Source organism: Bisbaumannia salifodinae (assembly GCF_055388505.1).
Window position 1 is genome coordinate 3,398,059 of sequence record NZ_AP043781.1, and the last position, 18,773, is coordinate 3,416,831.

The window sequence follows — 18,773 nt, forward strand, 5'->3', positions numbered from 1 at the left end:
CGAAGACAATGCAAGGGAGGAGACATGTTCAACATTGCCCAGACCGAGATTCTTGCCGTCGCTGTGATCACCTGTCTGGCCGTTCTCAGTCCAGGACCCGATTTTGCCATGGTCACGCGCATCGCGGTGATACGTGGGCGACGCGCCGGCGTATGGTGCGCGATCGGCATTGGCTGCGGCGTTTCTGTCCACCTGACTTATACCCTGTTCGGGTTGGGCGTGGTGTTCGCTGGGGAGGCTTGGCTTCTGACGACGCTGCGCTATCTGGGGGCCAGTTACTTGATTTGGTTGGGCATTTCAGCGTTCTGGCCCGATATCAAGGCTCGTATGTTGGGGTACGCCAACGAGAGCGCGAGTGACGGCGGGGAACCTGCATCGGCGAAGCAGGCCGATGGTGGTTCCGCATTCTGGATGGGCTTTGCCTGTAACGCCCTCAATCCCAAGACCATGCTGTTCATCGTTTCCTTGTTCAGTCAAGTTGTCTCGCCACGAACGACGCTCGGAGCCGAGCTTGGTTATGGTCTCTATGTCATTGCCTGTCACATGGCCTGGTTCTCCGTGGTGGCCGCCTTCCTCACCTTACCGATCATCCAAGCACGTATCCGCAGGACCAGGAGATGGATCGAGAGAGTCGTCGGTATCTGCCTGTCGGGACTTGGGGTCAAGTTGCTGGCCAGTGGTTGAACGGCTGCTCCATCTGGCGAGCGACGGCCAGGCATGGCGAAATCAGCCGAAAAGCGGAGTTCACGAGCTTGTTAATGAGCACTCTGAGACTGATTTCAACGCGGCATGGCCTAACGCAGTAGTTTGTAAACACCCTCTAAATGGCCGAAAGGGCCTGGCAAGGGAATGGCGCCCAAGGGGAAGGGGCTGCATTGCGGTCAGCACAGAGCAAGGATGCCATGGAGTTTCTTTTCTATCTGGTACTCGCTGTCGCCATCATCGCGTACCTGCGGTCAAAGCGACGGAAACGCCCACATCGCAACGTCACAGGCGTTATGCGGCGTAGGGAGCCCCAATATGGCATTCAGTGAATCAGAAAAAGCCGCCCTGCTGGAGGTGAAAGGCGTCGGGCCTACGGTAGTCAAACGCTTTGAGGCATCACTGAGCAAGGCCCTGGAGACCATCACAAGTTGCCGCCAGGGACTAAGCGAGCCGATGGCAGGGATGCTGATCGTAGACGCGAATATCAGATTGCCTACCGAGCGCTTAAACAGGGCGGCCCAGTTCCCATGCAGCGCTATCGAACAAAGTACCGAAGGGACGCATGACCAACTTGCCCGATAACATTCTGCACTTGCCGGAATATCAAGTTCTTGGCGTTAAGTCGGAAGAGCATGACATCCACTTTCAGGTAGACGCACCTCATCCAATCGCCTGCGAGGAATGTGGCGTTGAGAGTGAGTTCGTTCGCTTCGGTAAGCGCGATGTCGCCTATCGAGACCTCCCTATCCATGGCATGCGGGTAACCCTCTGGGTAGTGCGGCGCCGCTACACGTGCCGGGCTTGCGGCAAGACGTTCCGCCCCGCGCTCCCGGAAATGGTGGATGACCATCGCATGACTCGGCGGCTGTACAGCCACGTCGAGAAAGAGGCCTTCAATCACCCCTATGCCTACGTGGCCGACACCACGGGGCTCGACGAAAAGACCGTTCGCGAGATATTCAGGAAGAAGGCCGAGTTCCTGAGCCGCTGGCATCGTTTCGAGACGCCTCGTTGCCTGGGCATCGACGAGCTTTACCTGAACCGCCGCTACCGCTGCATCCTGACCAATCTGGAGGAGCGTACCCTACTGGACCTGCTGCCCGGTCGCCAGCAGGACGCGGTGACGAGGCGCCTTATGAACATGGCCGACCGCCACCAGGTCGAGATCGTCAGCATGGACATGTGGAAGCCCTACCGGGCTGCCGTCAAGGTGGTGCTGCCACAGGCCCGTATCGTGGTCGATAAGTTCCACGTCGTGCGCATGGCCAACGAGGCGCTGGATAAGGTCCGCAAGGGCCTCAGGAAAGAGCTGACAGCCAACCAGCGCCGAACTCTCAAGGGTGACCGGAAGATCCTGCTGAAGCGTGCTCACGACGTTTCAGATCGCGAGCGGCTCATCATGGAGACATGGACAGGGGCCTTCCCTCGGCTCCTTGCGGCCTACGAACACAAGGAGCGGTTCTACCACATCTGGGACTGCACCACTCGTCGTGATGCCGAGAAGGCGTTAGCTCGCTGGATTGACGATATCCCGCAGGGGCAGAAGGAGGTCTGGAAGGATCTCGTCAGCGCCGTCAGCGGCTGGCGTGAGGAGATGCTGACCTACTTCGAGACTGACATCCCGATCACCAACGCCTTCACGGAGTCGATCAACCGGCTGGCCAAGGATAAGAACCGCGATGGCCGGGGTTATTCGTTCGAGGTGATGCGGGCCCGGATGCTCTACACCACCAAGCACAAGAAGAAGTCGCCGCAGACCAAGGAATCCCCGTTCCTAGGCAAGGCCACTATGACCTACAGCATGGGGCTCCCCGAGCCAGAGAAGAACTTCGGCGTCGATCTATCAACCTTCTGGGAGGATTAAGGGTTTGAAAGGGCTTGAGGGCCCCTTCAACCAGTTAATCCGGATACCCGAAATGACCCGACCTTTTGTTTCTAACGGGTTAACGAAGGTTTCGGAAGTTACAGAGGGCCCCTCAACGCGCCCCAGCCTCTCGGCGCTCGACGCCCCGACGCATAAAGTTGAGGATCCAGCGGGCCATCAGGGCGTCGTGCACCGGGGCATTGAGGGAGGCCTGCCCCTCGTTGACCCGCGCCTCGCCCACCAGGTCGCGGCGCAGGGCCATCAGGTCCCGGGAGTAGGGCTTGGCGAACTCCGGGTGGCCCTGCACGCCGAGGAAGTGCTCGCCGACCTGCATCAGGTAACAGGGGCAGAAGTCGCTGCCCCCCAGCACCCGGGTATCGGGGGGCAGGCGCACCACCTGGTCCTGGTGGCTGACCACCAGGTTCAGCTCGGGCTGCCAGGGCGTCATCCACTCGGCCCGCTCGTCCAGGCGATTGAAGGAGACGCCGACACCCCAGCCCTTGGCGCTCTTCTCCACCGCACCGCCCAGGGCCTTGGCGATCAGCTGGTGGCCGAAGCAGATGCCCACCAGGGGCTTGCCGGCCCGCCATAGCTCGCGCACGAAGGCCGCCAGGTCGTCGACCCAGGCCAGGCCGTCGTTGACGCCGAACTTGGAGCCGGTGGTCAGCCAGGCGTCCACTGCCTCGACCTCCTCGGGAATCTCGCCGTCCAGGCAGCGCCAGACGCAAAACTCCAGGTCGGGCTCGACGCCCGTGAGGAGCGCCTCGAACATCGCCGGGTAGTTGCCATGGGTGGCACGCAGCTCCGGCGCCACGTCATCGCATTGCAGCAGTCCAATATGTAACGCCATCCTGCCCTCCTTCTCGTTCCGGAGCGAGGCCATCGGATCCTTCTAGAGACTGCCCTCCACCGCCGCCACGAAGACGGCCCGATAGGCCTCGGCGTCGTGGGCGATGGGGTTGCTGGCCGCGGAGGGGTCCGCCACCGCCATCTGGGCCACCTTGTCGGCCTGGCGGGCATCGATGCCCAGGGCCGCCAGGGTCGGCGGAATCTTCAGCCGCTCGCGCAGCTCCAGCACCCAGTCGATCACCGCCGCCGTGCCCGGCTGGCGCAGGTCCAGGTAGCGCCCCAGGCGCACCATGGGCTCGCCGATGGCCCGCTCGTTGGCACGCAGCACATAGGGCATCAGCACCGCATTGAGGGTGCCATGATGGGCATCGTAGAGGGCCCCCAGGGGGTGGGCCAGGGCATGCATGGCCCCCAGGCCGCGCTGGAAGGCGGTGGCCCCCATCATCGAGGCCACCAGCATGTTCATACGCGCCTCCAGGTCGCCGCCATCGGCATAGGCATGGAGCAGGTGGTCGCGGATGCGGCGCATGCCCTCCACGGCGATGCCCTCCGCCATGGGGTGGTAGTTGGGGGAACACCAGGCCTCCAGGCAGTGGGACAGGGCGTCCATGCCGGTGGCGGCGGTGATCGACGGCGGCAGGCCGGTGGTGAGTTCGGGATCGAGGATCACCGTGGCCGGCACCATGCCGGGGTGGAAGATAATGCGCTTCACATGGGCCTGCTCGTCGGTGATCACCGAGGCGCGGCCCACCTCGGAGCCGGTGCCCGCGGTGGTGGGAATCGCCACCACCGGGGCAATGGCCGCGGCGTCCGCCTGGCGCCAGTTGTCGCCCACGTCCTCCAGGGACCATAGCGACAGCCCCTCCCGCTGCCCCGCCATCAGCGCCACCGCCTTGGCGGCGTCCAGGGCCGAGCCGCCGCCGAAGGCGATCACCCCGTCGTGGCCCCCGTCGCGGAAGGCGGCCACCCCGTCCAGCACATTCTTGCCGGTGGGGTTGCCCTTGATGACGCTGAAGAGGGCGACGCCCAGCCCGGCGCCACGGCAGGCGGCCAGGGCATCGTGGACCATGGGCAGTTGCTCCAGGCCCGGGTCGGTGATCAGCAGCGGCGCCGCCATGCCCAGGGCCCGGCAGGCCTGGGGCAGCTCGCGGATGCGTCCGGCGCCGGTGAGGATCCGCGCCGGATAATTCCAGCTGGTGGTAAAGCGACTCATCTCGTGTTGGCTCATAGCGACCTCGCTTCTCCCGCTTTCCCCTTCAAGCTTAGGGCGTCAGGCATGTTTCAGATGGAAGGACTTGGGCCGGGTCAGGGTCTCGTAGCCGACCCGGGAGAGGCTACAGCCGCGCCCCGAGCGCTTGACCCCGGTCCAGGCCAGCTCGGGATCCAGGTAGTCGCAGCGGTTGGCGAACACCGTGCCCGCCTCCAGCCGCGCCCCCAGGGCCGCGGCGGCCTCCAGGTCGCGGGTGAAGAGCGCCGCGGTGAGGCCGAAGTCGCTGTCGTTCATCAGCCGGATCGCCTCCTCGTCGTCCTCCACCGCCATCACCCCCACCACCGGGCCGAAGCTCTCCTCGCGCATCACCCGCATCGTGTGATCGACCCCGGTGAGCAACTGGGGCGCCAGGTAGGCGCTGCCCGGCCGCGACAACGGGTAGTCGCCGGGATCGATCCAGGCCCGGGCGCCGGCGGCCACCGCCTCCTCCACCTGGCCGCGCACGAAGTCCGCCGCCGCCGGCCGCACCAGGGGCCCCAGGGTGGTGGCGGGGTCGGTGGGGTTACCGAGCCGCAGCTGGCCGAGCCAGGCCAGGGCCCGCTCCAGGAAGTCATCGAGGCGCTGGCGCTGCACATAGATGCGCTCGATGCCGCAGCAGCTCTGCCCCGAGTTGAAGAAGGCGCCGTCCATCACCCGGGGCACGGCGCTGTCCAGGTCCACGTCACCGCGCAGGTAGGCGGGATCCTTGCCGCCCAGCTCCAGGCCGGTGGCGATAAAGCGCCCGGCGGCATTGCGCTCCACCATGGCGCCGCCGGCCACCGAGCCGGTAAAGGCCACCTGGGCGATGCGCGCATCGCGGATCAGCGCCTCGGTGGTGGCATGGGCCAGGTGCAGGTGCTGGAAGACCCCTTCGGGCAGACCGGCCTCGTCGAAGGCCTGCTGCAGGCGCTCGGCACATAGCGGCGTCTGGGCGGAGTGCTTGAGGATCACCGCATTGCCCGCCATCAGCGCCGGCACCAGGGCGTTCACCGCGGTCATAAAGGGGAAGTTCCAGGGCGCGATGATCAGCGACACCCCCAGGGGCTCGCGGCTGATATAGCGGGTGAAGCCGGGCTTGTCGGGCAGGCGGATGGGCGCCAGGGCCGACTCGGCCAGGGCGATCATGGTCCGGGCGCGCTCCTCGAAGCCGCCGATCTCGCCGCCGGCCACGGCGATGGGGCGGCCCATCTGCCAGGTCAGCTCCTCGGCCAGGAGATCGCGGCGCGCCACCATGGCGTCCACCATGGCGGCGCAGTAGCGGCCGCGCTCGGCGAGGCTCAGGGCCCGCCAGTCGCGCTGGGCGGCCACCGCCCGGTCGAGGGCCGCCTCGACCCGGGCCCCCTCGGCCAGCTCGCGCTGCACATAGACCGAGCCATCCACCGGGGAAATCGTTGTCTGCAGGGTCATCGCTTGTCCTCGTCCGTTTCGATGGATCATCGCGCACTAAAGTGCGCTCCCACGTCGACTGGGGAAGTCGCGTCCATGCCGGGGCGCTTAAATAATCTCGAAATAGCGATCCAGCTCCCAATCGGTGATATGGCGGCGGAACTGCCGCTCCTCCCACTCCCGGGTCGCCGCGAAGTGCTCGACGAAGGCATCGCCGAACAGCGCCCGGGCCGGCGCCGAGGCCTTGAGGCGCTGGGCCGCCTCCCACAGGGTGCGCGGCAGGGCCTGATGGGCGGGATGCTCGAGCTCGTAGGCATTGCCGCGCACCGCCTCGTCCGGCTCCAGGCCCTGTTCGATGCCGTAGAGGCCGGCGCCGATGGCCGCGGCGAGCGCCAGGTAGGGGTTGGCATCGGCGCTGCCCAGCCGGTACTCCACCCGCTGGGACTTGTCGCCGCCGGGAATCACCCGCAGCGCCGTGGTGCGGTTCTCCACCCCCCAGGTGGCGTCGGTGGGGGCCCAGAAGCCGGGAATCAGCCGGGTATAGCTGTTGATGGTGGGCGCGAACATGGCCAGAAATTCCGGCATCAGCGCCTGCTGGCCGGCCACGAAATGGCGCTGGATGGCGCTCATCCCGTGGGGGGCGTCGGCATCGAAGAAGGCCGAGGCACCGCCGTCGGCGTGGCGCAGCGACAGGTGGATATGCCCGCTCTGGCCCGGATAGTCCGGCGACCACTTGGCCATGAAGGTGGCCATCAGGCCACGGCGCTGGGCCCACACCTTGGTGAAGGTCTTGAACAGGGCCCCCTTGTCGGCGGCGGCCAGGGCGCCATCCACGGCGATCGCCGCCTCCAGCACCCCGGGGCCGGTCTCGGTATGCAGCCCCTCGATGGGGAAGTCCATGGCCTCGGCGAGCCCCAGCAGCTCGTGGTAGAGCTCGCTATGCACCGAGCTGCGCAGCATGGAGTAGCCCATCATGTCCGGGGTGAAAGGCCTGAGGTGGCGAAAGCCCTTCTCGCGCACCGACTCCGGGGTCTCCTGGAAGAGGAAGAACTCGTACTCCAGGGAGCCGAAGGCCTCGAAGCCCAGGCCCCGGGCCCGCTCCAGCACCCGGCGCAGCAGCCCCCGGGGGCAGAGCTCGGCGGCGGGGCCGGTGAACTCGGCCAGGAACAGCAGCATCTCGCCCTCCGCCGGCACGCCCCGGCAGCTCTCCGGGACGATCCGCAGCGGCGCATCCGGGTAGCCGGTGTGCCAGCCGGTGAAGCTCACGTTGTCGTAGAGTTCGTCCTTGCTGTCCCAGCCCAGCACCACGTCGCAGAAGGCGAAGCCCGCCTCCAGGGCGTGGAAGAACTTCTCCTTGTGCATGTACTTGCCGAGCATCACCCCGTCGATATCGAACATCCCGACCTTGACGTGGCTCAGGCCACGCGCCTCGACGATGCGCCGGGCATCCGCCGGCGTCTTGACCGCTCTCGGTTCCAGTCGACTCATGGCGCCTCTTCCCGATGATGGTGATCGATCGGCGCCGCGGCCTCGCCGCGACGCCCGGACTCAGGCATAGCGATAGGGAGGGCCCGCCTGCTGCATGGTCTCCCGGTAGGCCTTGAGGATCTCCACCAGGCGGGCGTTGCGCTCGCCCTGGGCGGCGATCTCGTCCCAGAAGGCCAGGGCCTCGTCCTCCAGGGTCTGCCACTCCGACTCGGGAATCGAGGTCAGCTCCAGCTTGCCGCCGGTGGTGCGGTAGTGGGCCTCGCCCCACCAGTACCAGTGCTGGCGGTAGTAGTGGGAGCTGTCCATGCACAGCTTGAACAGCGTCTTGAGGTGCTCCGGTACCTCGTTCCAGCGTTCGCTGTTGGCGAAATAGGAGCCGGACCAGGCCCCGGAGATGTTGTTGGTGAGGTAGTAGCTGCTGACGTCCGCCCAGCCCACGGTGTAGGCCTCGGTGATCCCGGCCCAGGCGATGCCGTCCAGCTCCCGGGTCTGCATGGCCACCTCGATGTCCTCCCAGGGCAGGGTCACCGGCACCACCCCGAAACGGCTCAGGAAGCGCCCGGCGGTGGGGAAGGTGAAGACCCGCTTGCCGCGCAGGTCCTCGAGGCTGCGGATCGGCTCCCGGGTGACGAAGTTGCAGGGGTCCCAGGCCCCGGCCCCCAGCCAGGTCACCCCCTCCACCTCGCCGTAAGCCTCCTCCCAGATCTCGCGCAGCCCGTAGTGCTCGAAGAGCACCGGCACGTCGAGGCTGTAGCGGGAGGCGAAGGGGAAGTAGCCGCCGAACACCGAGACATCCACCGGGGCGGCGATGGAGTCGTCGTCGCTCTGCACCGCATCGATGGTGCCGCGCTGCATGGCCCGGAACAGCTCGCCGGTGGGCACCAACTGGTCGGCATAGTAGAGCTCGATCTCCATCTCGCCGTTGGCGGCGCGATTGAAGGAATCGATGGAGGGCTTGATGACATGCTCGGCCAGGGCCGGGCCGGCATAGGTCTGCATGCGCCAGCGAATCGGGCTGCGCGACTGGGCATGCACATAGGGGGCGCCGACCGCGGCCGCCCCCAGGGTGGCGGCGGAGGCCAGGCCGGCCTGCTTGAGGAAATCGCGTCGATTGGTCATGGGTCTCTCCTGACATGGGTCGTTGTTATGCCGCGACGTCTGCTGCTGAGGGGCGGGTCCTCCTTGTCGTTAGTGGCTGAACTAGCCGTAGTAGAGCTCCGGCAGCCAGAGCGCCAACTGCGGGAAGGCGGTGATCAGCGCCAGGCCCAGGACCATGATCGCCACGAAGGGCCAGACGCTGCGGTAGATGTCCGAGAGGCTGACCTCCGGCGGTGCCATGGCGCGCATCAGGAAGAGGTTGTAGCCGAACGGCGGCGTCATGTAGGCGATCTGCACGGTGATGGTGTAGAGCACCCCGTACCACACCGGGTCGAAGCCCAGGCTGATCACCAGGGGCACATAGAGGGGCGCCACGATCACCAGCATGGCGGTGTCGTCGAGGAACATGCCCATCAGGAGGTAGGAGAGCTGCATCATCAGCAGGATCTCCCAGGGGCCCAGCCCCAGGTGGTCGAGGAAGACGTTCTCGATGGCGCGCACCGCCCCCAGGCCGTCGAACACCGCCCCGAAGCACAGCGCGGCGAGGATGATCCACATGAACATGCAGCTGATGGCCAGGGTGCGGCGCACCGTGACGTCGATCACCTCCCGGGTCAGGCGCCCCTTGATCAGCGCCGCCAGGGTGGCGGCGAAGGCGCCATAGGCGGCGCTCTCCACCAGGCTGGTGATCCCCATCAGGAAGAGCCCGGTCATGGAGAAGAAGATCAGCAGCGGCAGGATGCCGGCGCGCAGCAGCTTGAGCTTCTTGGCCAGCCCCAGGTCGCGCTCCTCGGCGGGCAGCGCCGGCCCCAGGTCGGGCTGGAGGCGGCAGCGGATGGCGATATAGAGCACGAAGAGGGCGGCCAGGATCAGCCCGGGAATGGCCCCGGCCAGCCACAGCTTGCCCACCGGCTGGCGGGCGATCATACCGTAGAGCACCAGCACCACGCTGGGCGGCACCAGGATGCCCAGGGAGCTGCCGGCCTGGATCACCCCGGTGACCATGATCTTGTCGTAGCCGCGGCGCAGCAGCTCCGGCAGGGCGATGCTGGCGCCGATGGCCATGCCTGCCACGCTCAGGCCGTTCATCGCCGAGACCACCACCATCAGGCCGATGGTGCCGATGGCCAGGCCGCCCCGCAGCGAGCCCATCCAGACATGGAACATCTCGTAGAGGTCGCCGGCGATGCCCGACTCGGAGAGCATATAGCCCATGAAGACGAACAACGGCAGGGTCAGCAGCGGGTACCAGTTCATCAGCACGAAGCTGGCGTTGAAGGGCATCTCCACCCCGCCGTCGCCCCACAGCAGCAGCGCCGCCGCGGCCCCCACGAAGCCGATCACCCCGAACACCCGCTGGCCGGTCAGCAACAGCAGCATCATCGCCGAGAACATGGTCAGGGCGATCATCTCGTAGCTCATGCCGCGTCCTCCTCGTCGATGGCCCGGCCCAGGGCGCGGGCCAGGTCCTTGAGGAAGGTGGCGACGGCCTGCAGCAGCATCAGCACGATGCCCAGGCACATGATCAGCTTGATCGGCGCCAGGGGCGGCGCCCAGGCGGAGTAGTTGCGCTGGCCGTACTGCAGGGAGTAGTGGGTGCTGGAGATGCCGCCCAGCAGCAGGGTCACCAGGAAGACGATCAGGAAGAGGATGGTCAGGGCATCCACCAGGGCCTGGGTACGCGGCGACCACTGGCTGTAGAAGAGGTCCATGCGCACATGGGCACCCACCTGCATGGCGTAGGCGCCGCCCAGCAGGTAGTAGGCGGTGAGCATGAACTGGGACATCTCCACGCCCCACAGCAGCGGGCTGTTGAGCACCGAGCGGGAGAAGGAGGCGTAGAGCAGCAGCCCCATCATGGCGAAGACCAGGTACATGGTGACCCGGCCGACGCCATGATTGAGCCGGTCCACCAGGCGCACGAAGCGGATGATCGTTGTGGGCATGGTCGCGGGGCTCCCCGGGCGTCGAGCGTATCGAGACTCAGTCTTGGTCGGGAAATCCGCGGACCGCAAAGAGCATCGGCTTTATCGACGCGGCAACTATCGAAAAAATCGATACTGCCCCGCCGAGGGGCGAGCGCAGGCAGTTTTCGTGCAGAGCCTAGCGGGGGATGGTGATCGCCTCGGCCACCCAGGCATGCCGCCGCCGCAGCTCGGCCAGGAAGTCCCCCTCCAGCAGGCGGCGGGCGTCCCGGGCCAGCTGGCTGGGCAGGCCGCCCAGCTCGTCGCGCCGGCTCACCAGGGTCAGTTGGCGGCGCAGCGCCGGAATCGGCAGCGGCACCACCCGCAGCCGGGTGAGGCCCGCCTGGTGGAGGCACAGGGGGGTGGTGAGGGTCCAGCCCACCCCGGCATCCACCAGGCGCAGCACCGCGAAGGTATTGTCCAGGTGCAGCCGCGCCGGCAGCTCCAGGCGGTTGAGGCGCAGGTGGCGCTCGATGGCCTGGCCGATCAGCGACTGGGGGGCATAGCGCACGAAATCCAGGCGCCGGGCCAGCCAGCGCAGGTTGTCCACCGGTCCGTCCCAGCTCGCCGGCAGCACCAGCACGAAGGGCTCGGCGAGGATGGGATGGCGCTCCAGGCCGTCATAGTCCTCGAGGCGATCGTCGGAGATGATGATATCCACATGGCGGGTCATCAGCGCATGGCCGTGCATATGGGAGAGGCCGGTGGTCAGGGTGTAGTCCCGGGTATGGCGCTTGATCACCTCGATCAGCGGCTGGCCCACGGCGGTGGCCAGGGAGTCCACCAGGGCCAGGCGCACCTGGTGCAGCTTGCCGAAGCTGCCGGAGATCAGCTCGCCGCGGGTACCGCGGGCCTCCTCCAGCAGGCGCCGGGCCCGGTCGTAGAGGAAGCGCCCGGCGGCGGTGGGCTCCAGGGGCCGGGAGCGGCGATCCAGCAGGCAGACCCCCAGGGCCTCCTCCAGGTTGGCCAGGCTCTGGGAGACCGAGGACTGCTTGAGCCCCAAGCTCTCGGCGGCGGCGCTCTGGCTGCCCCGCTCCAGGGTGGCGACGAAGATCTCCAGGCTGCGCAGGTCGAAGCCGAAGCCGCTTCGCATGGTGGTTCTCCCGCTGTTCAGCGACTCTTCAGCCTAGGCCGGCGGGGGCCCACCGGCACGCCTCGCGCTCAACCCTGGCGCCAACGAAGGTGGCGGCGCCGGCCGCGAGTCGCTATGGTCGGGGCCCTGGATTCGGGAGCCCCCATGACAAACGTCGATTCCCGCTGGGTCGCCTGGGCCCAGTGGCTGGCCCTGCTGACCATGACCCTCGATCATCTGGTGCGCCATCTGCTCGGGCCCGGGAGCGCCCTGGCCTGGTGGCCGGAGAGCCTGGGACGCCTGGCCTTTCCGCTGTTCGCCGCCATGGTGGCCTGGCATGGGGGCTTCACCAGCCGCGATCCGCTGCGCTATGCCCGGCGCATCCTGCTGATCGGGATCCTGGCCCAGTGGCCCTATGCGCTGATGCCGCGCCCCGAGGCGCCCTACCTGCTCAATGTCTGCTTCACCCTGGCGGCGGGCCTGGCCTGGGCCCACTGGGCCAAGGGCGCCCTGCCTTGGACCCACCCGGTGGTAAGGGGCGCCTCGCCCTGGGCCCACGGGGAGAGAGGCGCTCTGGCCCGGGACACCCCATCCTGGGCCCACGGGGAGAGAGGCGCTCTGGCCCGGAACACCCCATCCTGGGCCCAGGGGGAGAGAGGCGCTCTGGCCCGGAACACCCCATCCTGGGCCCAGGGGGAGAGAGGCGCTCTGGCCCGGTACACCCCGCCCTGGGCCCACTGGGTAAGGGGCGCCACACCCTGGGCCCACGGGGAGAGAGGCGCTCTGGCCCGGAACACCCCACCCTGGGCCCACGGGGAGAGAGGCGCTCTGGCCCGGAACACCCCACCCTGGGCGGGGCTGGCGCTCTCCCTGGTCCTCTGGTGGGCACTGGGCTTCTGGGTGGAATTCGGCCATGCCGGCCTGGCGCTGGTGCCGGCGCTAATGCTGGCGCTGTCTCAGCAAGCGGCCTCTCCGGCGCAGCGAGGGATGGCAAGCTTGCCGGCGCTGAACCGGAGAGAGGTCGCCCGGGCGCAGCGGTGGATGGCAAGCCTGCCGGCCCTGGTGGTGGTCGCCCTGCTTAACCCGGGACTTCAGGCCAGCCTCTTCGCCCTGGCCGGCGTGGCGCTGGCACTGGCGATGGCCGCTGGCGGCCTGCCCCGCCTGCCCTGGCCCCTGCCCCGCTGGCTGTGGCGGGCCTGGTACCCGGGTCACTTCGCCCTGCTGGCGCTGCTGCTCTGGGACTAAGCGTTTTCATCGGATTGCAATGCGGGATGCCGAAGATACGGGACTGCCCAGTCGTCATTCACAAGGAACCGACCATGACTCAGCAGCTTCCTGGCACCACGGACCCGGTACTGGCCGCCGGCGACGAGCCCCAGAGCAATGCCTCCGACAACGCCTACTTCGGCGATATCCTCGAGACCCGCCTGAGCCGCCGCAGCCTGCTGCGCGGCAGCCTGGCCGCCGCCGTGGCCGGCGCCATGGCCACCAGCCTGCCCTTCGGCGGCGCCTTCGCCGGCCAGGGCGGCCGCGGCCCCAGCCTGGGCTTCGCCGCCATCCCGACCAGCAGCGCCGATGCGGTGGTGGTTCCCGAGGGCTATCGGGTCCAGGCGATGATCCCCTGGGGCACCTCCCTGACCGAGGGGACTCCGGACTTCGCCACCGACAACGACGCCGACGACCAGGCCCATCAGGTGGGCAGCCACCACGACGGCATGCACTTCTTCCCCCTGGACGGCCGCTCCGACGAGGGCCTGCTGGTGCTCAACCACGAATATATCGAGCCGCGCTTTATGCACGCCGCCGCCGCGGGGCTAGCGCTGGACTCCGGCGGCTTCCCCGAGCGCCCCGACGGCAGCCGCGACGCCGACCAGGTGCGCCGGGAGCTGCATGCCCATGGCGTCTCCATCGTGCATCTGCGGCGCGGCGACGACGGCCAGTGGCGCCTGGTCAAGGATGCCCAGAGCCGTCGCGTCACCGGCCTGACGCCGATGCGCCTGGCCGGCCCGGTGGCGGGCAGCGAGCATGTCATCACCCAATACAGCCCGGACGGCAGCATGACCCGCGGCACCCTCAACAACTGCGCCAACGGGGTCACCCCCTGGGGCACCTACATGGCCTCGGAGGAGAACTGGGCCGGCTACTTCGCCAATCGCGCCGAGACCATCGACCGCCGCCAGGCCCGCTACGGCATCACCAGCCGCGACACCAGCCGCTACCAGTGGCACAAGGCCGCCGGCGGCGCCGACGAGTTCCTGCGCTTCGATGCCACCCCGCGGGGTGGCTCCGCCGCCGAGGATTACCGCAACGAGCCGCATGCCTTCGGCTATATGGTGGAGATCGATCCCTTCGATGCCGAGGCCGCGCCGATCAAGCGCACCCACCTGGGACGCTTCGCCCACGAGGGGGTGGTCTTCGCCCCGGCGGTGGAGGGCGAGCCGGTGGTCTGCTACTCCGGCGACGACGCCCGCTTCGAGTACATCTACAAGTTCGTCTCGGCGCGTCCCTATCGGGCCGCCACCGCGGACGGCTCGCTGCTCGACGAGGGCACCCTCTATGCGGCGAAATTCCACGCCGACGGCAGCGGCGAGTGGCTGGCCCTGGCCCCCGGCGAGAACGGCCTGACCCCGGAAAATGGCTTCCAGGACCTGGCCGATATCCTGGTCAATGCCCGCTCCGCCGCCGACACCGCCGGCGCCACCAAGATGGATCGCCCCGAGTGGGGCGCCGTGGACCCGGCCAGCGGCCAGGTCTACTTCACCCTGACCAACAACACCCGCCGCGAGCCGGGTCAGGAGGACGCCGCCAACCCGCGGGCCAACAACACCTTCGGCCATATCATCCGCTGGCGGGAACAGGGCGGCCAGGACGCCACCCGCTTCCAGTGGGAGATCTTCCTGTTGGCCGGCGACCGGGACAGCGGCCGCGATGCGAACGGCGCCCCCCTGGGCGACGACGCCATCCTGGCCTCGCCGGATGGCCTGTGGATGGACGCGGAGCGCCGCCTGTGGATCCAGACCGATATCAGCGAATCGGTGATGAATGACGGCATCTACGAGGTCTTCGGCAATAATCAGATGCTGGTGGCCAACCCCGAGAGCGGCGAGCTCAAGCGCTTCCTGACCGGCCCCATCGGCCAGGAGATCACCGGGGTGACCATGACGCCGGACCGGCGCACCCTCTTCGTCAATGTCCAGCACCCTGGCGCCACCACCGAAGCCTCGGCCTTCGCCGCCGGCGACTACGCCAGCCACTGGCCGGACGGCGGCGATGCCATCCCGCGCTCCGCCACCCTGGCCATCAGCCGCGAGGACGGCGGCATCGTCGGCGCCTGAGGCGCCTCCCGATGGGGCCGATCCGGCCCCCTTCTTCCCGCCGGGGCCTCGCTAGAGGTCCCGGCGGCGTCGTTACGAGGCCGCTCGCCTCACCATCGGACTTGCCCAGGGCGAGGGCGGCGGCGCTAAATAGGCTCTGAGCCAGCGAAACATGGATTGTAGCCACCGATTGTCGTTATGATCTGCATAACAATGTATACATAATAGGATCAGCGGTCGGCCGCGGGAGAGGCCCTCGCCTCGGGCCGACCGCGAGACGATATCAACAAGACGATGATCCGAGGGGCCCTAATGGCAAACCGAAACAAGGATCCACTGGACACCTACCTGCTGCGGGTGCTCTGCCTGCTGCTGGACGAGCGCAATGTGTCGCGTACCGCGATCCTGATGCACCAGTCCCAGCCGGCGATCAGCGCGGCGCTAAAGAAGTTGCGCGAGATCTTCGACGATGCCCTGCTGGTACGCGACAAGGGCGGCATGGTACCCACCGAGCGTGCCCTGGAGCTGCTACCCCATGCCCGCCGCGCCCTGGCCGAGATCGACCGCCTCACCGAATCGCCGGCGGAATTCGAGCCGGCCAGCAGCCGCCAGCAGTTCCGTATCGGTGCCCCGGATTACCTGGCGCCGGTCTTTATGCGCACGGCGGTGCACCTGTTGCGGGACCAGGCGCCCCAGGCACGCCTCTCGGTGCATGCCCTGGGCCCCGACTATGACTTCGAGACGGCCCTGGCGGAGGGTGAGCTGGATATCGTCATCGGCAACTGGCCGGAGCCGCCGGAGCGCATGCACCTGTCGATGCTGCTGGAGGACGAGATCGTCTGCCTGATGGCGGAAGATCACCCCCTGACCGCCGAACCCGCCCTGACCCAGGAGGCCTACCTGGCGGCGGGCCATGTGGTGCCCATGCCCTACTCCCGCAGTCAGCGCGGGGTCATCGACCGCTGCCTGACCAGCCTGCGCCTGGAGCGTCACGAGGTGATCGAGGTGCAGTCCTTCACCCTGGCCCCCTACCTGATCCAGGACAGCGACCTGGTCTTCACCACCAGCCGTCATTTCGCCGACTTCTATGCCCGGCTGCTGCCGCTGACCATTCGCCCCTGCCCCATCGACTTCCCGCCGATGCGCTTCTACCAGCTGTGGCACGACCGCCAGCACCACGCCCCGGCCCATCGCTGGATCCGCGGCCTGCTGACCCAGGCCGGTCGCGAGGTCCAGGCGATCGGCCGCCAGACATAGCGACGCCGCCCGGTGGGCGGCGTCGTGAGACGAGTCGGCCCCTCGAGGGGCCGACTGATCAGGGCTCGAAGCTGAACCGCGGCGCCGGGGCCTCCGGCAGCAGGGCCGCGCAGGCCCGCACCTTCTCCAGCAGCGCCTCATGGGTCGGCGCCACCAGGTTCACATGGGCCAGCTTGCGTCCGGGACGCTCCGCCTTGTCGTAGCGATGCAGGTGAGCATCGGCCAGGGCCAGGATCGCGGCGGCATCGCCTTCGCGGCCGATCACATTGATCATGCAGGTCGGCATCCGTGCCGCGGTATCGCCCAGGGGCAGCCCCTGGATGGCACGCAGGTGATTCTCGAACTGGCTGGTCACCGCGCCGTCCTGGGTCCAGTGGCCGGAGTTGTGCACCCGGGGCGCCATCTCGTTGGCCAGCAGGGCGCCGTCGCGGGTCTGGAACAGCTCCAGGGTCAGCACGCCCACATAGTCGAGCTCGTCGAGCAGCGCACGGATATAGCCATCGGCGGTCTGCTGCACGGCCTCGTCCAGGTCCGGCATGGGCGCCACGGAGTAGCGCAGGATGCCGTCCACATGGACGTTCTCGGCCATCGGATAGAAGACCACCTGGCCGTCGCGGCCGCGCACGGCGATGATCGACACCTCGCGCACGAAGTCGACGAAGGCCTCGACGATCAGCCGCGGGTGGCCGATGGCGCGCCAGGCCTCCTGGGCCTCGGCCGGGTCGCGGAGCACCGCCTGGCCCTTGCCGTCATAGCCCTCGGTCACCGACTTGGCCACCACCGGGCAGCCCAGCTCGCGGGCCGCCGCCTCCAGCTCGTCGGCGTGCTCCACCAGGCGATAGGCGGGGGTGGGGATGCCCAGGCGATCGAACAGTGCCTTCTCCTCGGCACGGTTCTGGCAGACCCGGATCGCCTCGCTGGAGGGGTAGACCGGCGTCTGCTCCTCGATGGCCTGGACCAGGGCCACCGGCAGGTGCTCGAACTCGTAGGTGACCAGGTCCACCTTGGCCAGGAAGTCGGCCAGGTGCTTCTGGTCGGTATCGATCATCACCTCGCCGATGCCGGCACTGGGGTGGCCGGTGGTATCCAGGAAGGTGAAGCGATTACCCAGGGGGTAGCCCGCCAGGGCCAGCATGCGGCCCAGTTGGCCGGCACCCAGAACGCCGATATTCATGCTTGCTTCCTCATTCGCTGGGACGGGGGTCCGGGTTGTCGAGCACCGCCTCGGTCTGCTCGGCGCGGAAGGCCTCCACCGCCTGACGGATGGTGGCGTCCTGCAGGCCGACGATCTGCGCCGCCAGCAGGCCCGCGTTGGTGGCCCCGGCCTTGCCGATGGCCAGGGTACCCACGGCGATGCCGCCGGGCATCTGCACGATGGAGAGCAGCGAATCGAGCCCCTTGAGGGACTTGGACTCCACCGGCACGCCCAGCACCGGCAGGGCGGTCTGGGAGGCCACCATGCCCGGCAGGTGGGCGGCGCCCCCGGCCCCGGCGATGATCACCGAGAGGCCCCGCTCGGCGGCGGACTTGGCGTAGTCGAAGAGCAGGTCCGGAGTGCGATGGGCGGAGACCACCCGGGTCTCATAGGGCACGCCGAGACGCTCCAGCATGGCCACCGCATGTTCCATCACCGGCCAGTCGGACTTGGAGCCCATGATCACGCCAACGCGTGGGGATGAGGTGGACGGCGCCTCGTGGGACGACTGCATGGCCTGCTCCTCGGCAAACGGGTGCCTGGTATGAAGTGTGGGTGAAATTCGAAGGGGCAGTATTCTACCCAGGCCATGCCCCGACGTCATCTTGACCAACTGGCCAGCGTCGCCGGGCGGCGACGCCGGCTTTCACCCTTTGTGCGCACTCCCCTGCTAAGGTGATGACGTCGGCGGGATTGCCGACCATCGCAGCCGTTTCCCAGCAAGGAGAGAATCGATGAAGCGTCCCCTGTTCCTGATTACCGCCCTCACCGCCGCCCTGGCCCTGGCCGGGTGCAACCAAGCCGAGGAGTCCGCCGCCAGCGCCGACGCCGACCAGGTGACCCTGAGCGCCGACGACACCGGCTCCGCCGATGCCAACGCGCTGACCCCAGGCGCCGACGACGAGACCCAGACGGCAGCCGCCGAGCCGGCGACCCTGAACGGCAGCCTGAGCTACCGGGAGCGCATGGCCCTGCCGGAGGATAGCCTGATCATCGTCCAGTTGCTGGACGTCTCCCTGGCCGATGCCCCGGCGGAGATCCTCGCCGAGAAGCACCTGATGCCCGAGGGCCAGGTCCCCGTCGAGTTCAGCCTCGCCTATGATCCGGCCGAGGTGGAAGCCAACCACCGCTACGCCCTGCGCGGCGAGATCCGCGGCGCCGAGGGTGAGCTGCTGTGGACCACCACCGAGCACCAGGGCGTCGACCTGAGCGACGCGGCCCCCGAGGCCCAGGAACTGGTCCTGACCCGGGTCGCCGAGCCGGAGGAAGTGGCCAGCGAGACCGAGGCAGCACCGGAAACGACCACCGACGAGACCGACGCCGGCTAACCCC

17 protein-coding genes are annotated in these 18,773 nt (G+C 67.9%); 7 read left to right on the top strand and 10 right to left on the bottom strand.

What is annotated here, in order from left to right; all coding sequences use genetic code 11:
* Window positions 1–24: 24 nt before the first annotated feature.
* The 3 genes from ACZ5EF_RS15835 to ACZ5EF_RS15845 all read left to right on the top strand — a co-directional run bounded on the left by ACZ5EF_RS15835 (window position 25) and on the right by ACZ5EF_RS15845 (window position 2,569).
* The gene (locus ACZ5EF_RS15835) at window positions 25–684 is read left to right on the top strand and encodes a LysE family translocator (RefSeq protein ID WP_346061652.1); all 660 of its coding nucleotides are present in this window, start codon (window positions 25–27) and stop codon (window positions 682–684) included.
* Window positions 685–1,020: 336 nt separating this feature from the next.
* Window positions 1,021–1,287, top strand: coding sequence for a hypothetical protein (locus ACZ5EF_RS15840; protein WP_346061651.1), 267 nt, complete (start codon window positions 1,021–1,023; stop codon window positions 1,285–1,287).
* The gene (locus tag ACZ5EF_RS15845; protein ID WP_346061650.1) at window positions 1,268–2,569 is read left to right on the top strand and encodes an ISL3 family transposase; all 1,302 of its coding nucleotides are present in this window, start codon (window positions 1,268–1,270) and stop codon (window positions 2,567–2,569) included. Before ACZ5EF_RS15840 ends, ACZ5EF_RS15845 begins: the two co-directional genes overlap by 20 nt.
* A gap of 112 nt (window positions 2,570–2,681) precedes the next feature.
* Here the strand turns inward: ACZ5EF_RS15845 and ACZ5EF_RS15850 are convergent, their stop codons facing one another.
* From ACZ5EF_RS15850 to ACZ5EF_RS15885, 8 genes are all read right to left on the bottom strand, one after another.
* Window positions 2,682–3,419 carry a glutamine amidotransferase-related protein gene (locus ACZ5EF_RS15850; protein WP_346061649.1) on the bottom strand — a complete coding sequence of 246 codons (738 nt, stop codon included), beginning with the start codon at window positions 3,417–3,419 and terminating at the stop codon, window positions 2,682–2,684.
* 42 nt (window positions 3,420–3,461) lie between these two features.
* Complete coding sequence (locus tag ACZ5EF_RS15855; RefSeq protein ID WP_346061648.1) at window positions 3,462–4,646, bottom strand: iron-containing alcohol dehydrogenase; 1,185 nt, start codon at window positions 4,644–4,646, stop codon at window positions 3,462–3,464.
* Window positions 4,647–4,688: 42 nt separating this feature from the next.
* Window positions 4,689–6,074 (bottom strand): aldehyde dehydrogenase family protein, encoded by a 1,386-nt coding sequence (locus ACZ5EF_RS15860; RefSeq protein WP_346061647.1) that lies wholly within the window; start codon window positions 6,072–6,074, stop codon window positions 4,689–4,691.
* Window positions 6,075–6,161: 87 nt separating this feature from the next.
* Window positions 6,162–7,541: a glutamine synthetase family protein gene (locus tag ACZ5EF_RS15865; protein ID WP_346061646.1), complete on the bottom strand. Its 1,380-nt coding sequence runs from the start codon at window positions 7,539–7,541 to the stop codon at window positions 6,162–6,164.
* Between the two features lie 60 nt (window positions 7,542–7,601).
* Entirely contained in the window at window positions 7,602–8,660 is a 1,059-nt protein-coding gene (locus ACZ5EF_RS15870) for a TRAP transporter substrate-binding protein (RefSeq protein ID WP_346061645.1), read from the bottom strand.
* Window positions 8,661–8,741: 81 nt separating this feature from the next.
* Window positions 8,742–10,061, bottom strand: coding sequence for a TRAP transporter large permease (locus ACZ5EF_RS15875; protein WP_346061644.1), 1,320 nt, complete (start codon window positions 10,059–10,061; stop codon window positions 8,742–8,744).
* Window positions 10,058–10,585 carry a TRAP transporter small permease subunit gene (locus ACZ5EF_RS15880; RefSeq protein WP_346061643.1) on the bottom strand — a complete coding sequence of 176 codons (528 nt, stop codon included), beginning with the start codon at window positions 10,583–10,585 and terminating at the stop codon, window positions 10,058–10,060. The genes ACZ5EF_RS15875 and ACZ5EF_RS15880 overlap by 4 nt, the downstream gene beginning before the upstream one ends.
* 157 nt (window positions 10,586–10,742) lie before the next feature.
* Window positions 10,743–11,696 (bottom strand): LysR family transcriptional regulator, encoded by a 954-nt coding sequence (locus ACZ5EF_RS15885; RefSeq protein WP_346061642.1) that lies wholly within the window; start codon window positions 11,694–11,696, stop codon window positions 10,743–10,745.
* 144 nt (window positions 11,697–11,840) lie between these two features.
* Between ACZ5EF_RS15885 and ACZ5EF_RS15890 the strand changes: the two genes are divergently transcribed.
* The 3 genes from ACZ5EF_RS15890 (at window position 11,841) to ACZ5EF_RS15900 (ending at window position 16,246) form a co-directional block, all read left to right on the top strand.
* Window positions 11,841–12,920 (top strand): TraX family protein, encoded by a 1,080-nt coding sequence (locus tag ACZ5EF_RS15890; protein ID WP_346061641.1) that lies wholly within the window; start codon window positions 11,841–11,843, stop codon window positions 12,918–12,920.
* A 74-nt stretch (window positions 12,921–12,994) separates the two neighbouring features.
* On the top strand, window positions 12,995–15,010 hold the full coding sequence (locus ACZ5EF_RS15895; RefSeq protein WP_346061640.1) for a PhoX family protein: 2,016 nt from the start codon (window positions 12,995–12,997) through the stop codon (window positions 15,008–15,010).
* 291 nt (window positions 15,011–15,301) lie between these two features.
* Window positions 15,302–16,246 carry a LysR family transcriptional regulator gene (locus ACZ5EF_RS15900; RefSeq protein ID WP_346061639.1) on the top strand — a complete coding sequence of 315 codons (945 nt, stop codon included), beginning with the start codon at window positions 15,302–15,304 and terminating at the stop codon, window positions 16,244–16,246.
* Between the two features lie 58 nt (window positions 16,247–16,304).
* Here the strand turns inward: ACZ5EF_RS15900 and ACZ5EF_RS15905 are convergent, their stop codons facing one another.
* Window positions 16,305–17,420, bottom strand: a complete 1,116-nt coding sequence (locus ACZ5EF_RS15905) for a 5-(carboxyamino)imidazole ribonucleotide synthase (protein WP_346061638.1) — start codon at window positions 17,418–17,420, stop codon at window positions 16,305–16,307.
* 10 nt (window positions 17,421–17,430) lie between these two features.
* Window positions 17,431–17,955, bottom strand: a complete 525-nt coding sequence (gene purE / locus ACZ5EF_RS15910; RefSeq protein ID WP_346061637.1) for a 5-(carboxyamino)imidazole ribonucleotide mutase — start codon at window positions 17,953–17,955, stop codon at window positions 17,431–17,433.
* Between the two features lie 220 nt (window positions 17,956–18,175).
* On the opposite strand from purE, the gene ACZ5EF_RS15915 reads away from it, so the two are divergent.
* Entirely contained in the window at window positions 18,176–18,769 is a 594-nt protein-coding gene (locus ACZ5EF_RS15915) for a YbaY family lipoprotein (RefSeq protein ID WP_346061636.1), read from the top strand.
* Window positions 18,770–18,773: the final 4 nt, after the last annotated feature.

Bases quoted from the DNA above. Each gene is read 5' to 3' on its own strand.
- ACZ5EF_RS15835 (WP_346061652.1), top strand. From the start codon at position 25: ATGTTCAACATTGCCCAGACCGAGATTCTTGCCGTCGCTGTGATCACC.
- ACZ5EF_RS15840 (WP_346061651.1), top strand. From the start codon at position 1,021: ATGGCATTCAGTGAATCAGAAAAAGCCGCCCTGCTGGAGGTGAAAGGC.
- ACZ5EF_RS15845 (WP_346061650.1), top strand. From the start codon at position 1,268: ATGACCAACTTGCCCGATAACATTCTGCACTTGCCGGAATATCAAGTT.
- ACZ5EF_RS15850 (WP_346061649.1), bottom strand. From the start codon at position 3,419: ATGGCGTTACATATTGGACTGCTGCAATGCGATGACGTGGCGCCGGAG.
- ACZ5EF_RS15855 (WP_346061648.1), bottom strand. From the start codon at position 4,646: ATGAGCCAACACGAGATGAGTCGCTTTACCACCAGCTGGAATTATCCG.
- ACZ5EF_RS15860 (WP_346061647.1), bottom strand. From the start codon at position 6,074: ATGACCCTGCAGACAACGATTTCCCCGGTGGATGGCTCGGTCTATGTG.
- ACZ5EF_RS15865 (WP_346061646.1), bottom strand. From the start codon at position 7,541: ATGAGTCGACTGGAACCGAGAGCGGTCAAGACGCCGGCGGATGCCCGG.
- ACZ5EF_RS15870 (WP_346061645.1), bottom strand. From the start codon at position 8,660: ATGACCAATCGACGCGATTTCCTCAAGCAGGCCGGCCTGGCCTCCGCC.
- ACZ5EF_RS15875 (WP_346061644.1), bottom strand. From the start codon at position 10,061: ATGAGCTACGAGATGATCGCCCTGACCATGTTCTCGGCGATGATGCTG.
- ACZ5EF_RS15880 (WP_346061643.1), bottom strand. From the start codon at position 10,585: ATGCCCACAACGATCATCCGCTTCGTGCGCCTGGTGGACCGGCTCAAT.
- ACZ5EF_RS15885 (WP_346061642.1), bottom strand. From the start codon at position 11,696: ATGCGAAGCGGCTTCGGCTTCGACCTGCGCAGCCTGGAGATCTTCGTC.
- ACZ5EF_RS15890 (WP_346061641.1), top strand. From the start codon at position 11,841: ATGACAAACGTCGATTCCCGCTGGGTCGCCTGGGCCCAGTGGCTGGCC.
- ACZ5EF_RS15895 (WP_346061640.1), top strand. From the start codon at position 12,995: ATGACTCAGCAGCTTCCTGGCACCACGGACCCGGTACTGGCCGCCGGC.
- ACZ5EF_RS15900 (WP_346061639.1), top strand. From the start codon at position 15,302: ATGGCAAACCGAAACAAGGATCCACTGGACACCTACCTGCTGCGGGTG.
- ACZ5EF_RS15905 (WP_346061638.1), bottom strand. From the start codon at position 17,420: ATGAATATCGGCGTTCTGGGTGCCGGCCAACTGGGCCGCATGCTGGCC.
- purE (WP_346061637.1), bottom strand. From the start codon at position 17,955: ATGCAGTCGTCCCACGAGGCGCCGTCCACCTCATCCCCACGCGTTGGC.
- ACZ5EF_RS15915 (WP_346061636.1), top strand. From the start codon at position 18,176: ATGAAGCGTCCCCTGTTCCTGATTACCGCCCTCACCGCCGCCCTGGCC.